Below are 1288 nucleotides of genomic sequence, written 5' to 3' on the forward strand. Positions count from 1 at the left end.
TTATTTATAAATATCAAGAGTTTTCGACAAAATTAAAGCAATTTTTAATAAAAAATATATTATTGACTTAATAAGGGTTAAAAATCCTACTTGCATCTTTATTTTACATATTTTAAAAATTTTGTTAAATTTTTTAAATTATCAAAAATTATCATTTTCAACAGTTTCTAGCAATATTATTAATTAGTTTAGAGAATAAAATATGATAAAATAAAACGAGAAAGGAACGATAATCATGGCAAATAAAGTATTAGTAATTTATGGAACGGTTAGTCCTAATGAAAAATCATATTCAAAAGCTTTAGCAGCTCGTTTTCTTAAATATTATCAAGCAGCAAATGCAAACGATGAAATTATTCGTTTAGATTTAAACGAAACCCCAATGGCCCTTAAAACACTTACGTGTGATAATTTTGGCACTTATTTTAATGCAGAGGATGCTGATGTTTATATTAATCAATTAAAAGAAGTGCAAAAAGTTATTGTTGTATGTCCAATGAACAACTTTAATGTTTCTGGCTTAATGAAAAATTACTTAGATCATGTGTTAGTTGCAGATAAAACATTTTCATATAAATATGCAAAAAAAGGTGATGCAATCGGGTTATTACCACATTTAAAAGTACAAATTTTAACAACCCAAGGAGCTCCTTTTGGTTGATATCCATGGGGAAATCACACCGAATATTTAAAAGGAACATGAGAATTTGTTGGTGCTACTGTTAATAAACCAATTCTTGTTGCAGGAACGAAAGTTGCTCCAACCAATGCCCTAAGTCCAGATGAGTTAATTGACCAATATGATGAAGAAATTCAAAAAGTTGTTAAAACATTTTAATTAACAAAAATAATAAAAACTCAACATCTGTTGAGTTTTTATTTGCTTATTAGTGTTTGTACTAATAAATTATGATAAACTTAATAAGTATATGATTTTAAAATTAATTTTAAAATAAATTACTTTAATTATTATTTATGAAATAATAATTAAAAATAATATTGAAAGAAAATTGCAATGAAAAGAATCGAATTTATTAATAATTTAAAAGTTATTGCTAATGAATATGCAGATTTTAAAGCAGAATTAGATGAAAAATATAAAATATACCAAGAAGTTATCTCAAATGATAATAATCTAAAAGAAATAATAAACTTAGAAGAACTATCAGACATTAAAAATTTTTATAATAGACTTCTTGCATAACCTATTAAAATAATTGTAAATATTTTTAAAAAGATACTAATAGCAAATTATAATTTTAATTAATTATGTCTTTTATTTAAAAAT

At 23.2% G+C, this 1288-nt stretch carries 2 protein-coding genes; both read left to right on the forward strand.

Annotation, left to right across the window (positions count from 1 at the left end):
- The first annotated feature begins 235 nt into the window (after positions 1–235).
- A complete protein-coding gene (locus EHV01_RS05715; protein WP_422066619.1) occupies positions 236–838 on the forward strand; it encodes an FMN-dependent NADH-azoreductase in 603 nt (200 codons plus the stop codon).
- 177 nt (positions 839–1015) lie between these two features.
- Positions 1016–1204, forward strand: a complete 189-nt coding sequence (locus EHV01_RS05720) for a hypothetical protein (protein WP_422066620.1) — start codon at positions 1016–1018, stop codon at positions 1202–1204.
- Positions 1205–1288: the final 84 nt, after the last annotated feature.

The organism is Spiroplasma sp. hy2 (assembly GCF_044714365.1).
In the GTDB taxonomy this organism is placed as follows: Bacteria; Bacillota_I; Bacilli_A; order Mycoplasmatales; family Mycoplasmataceae; genus Spiroplasma; species Spiroplasma phoeniceum.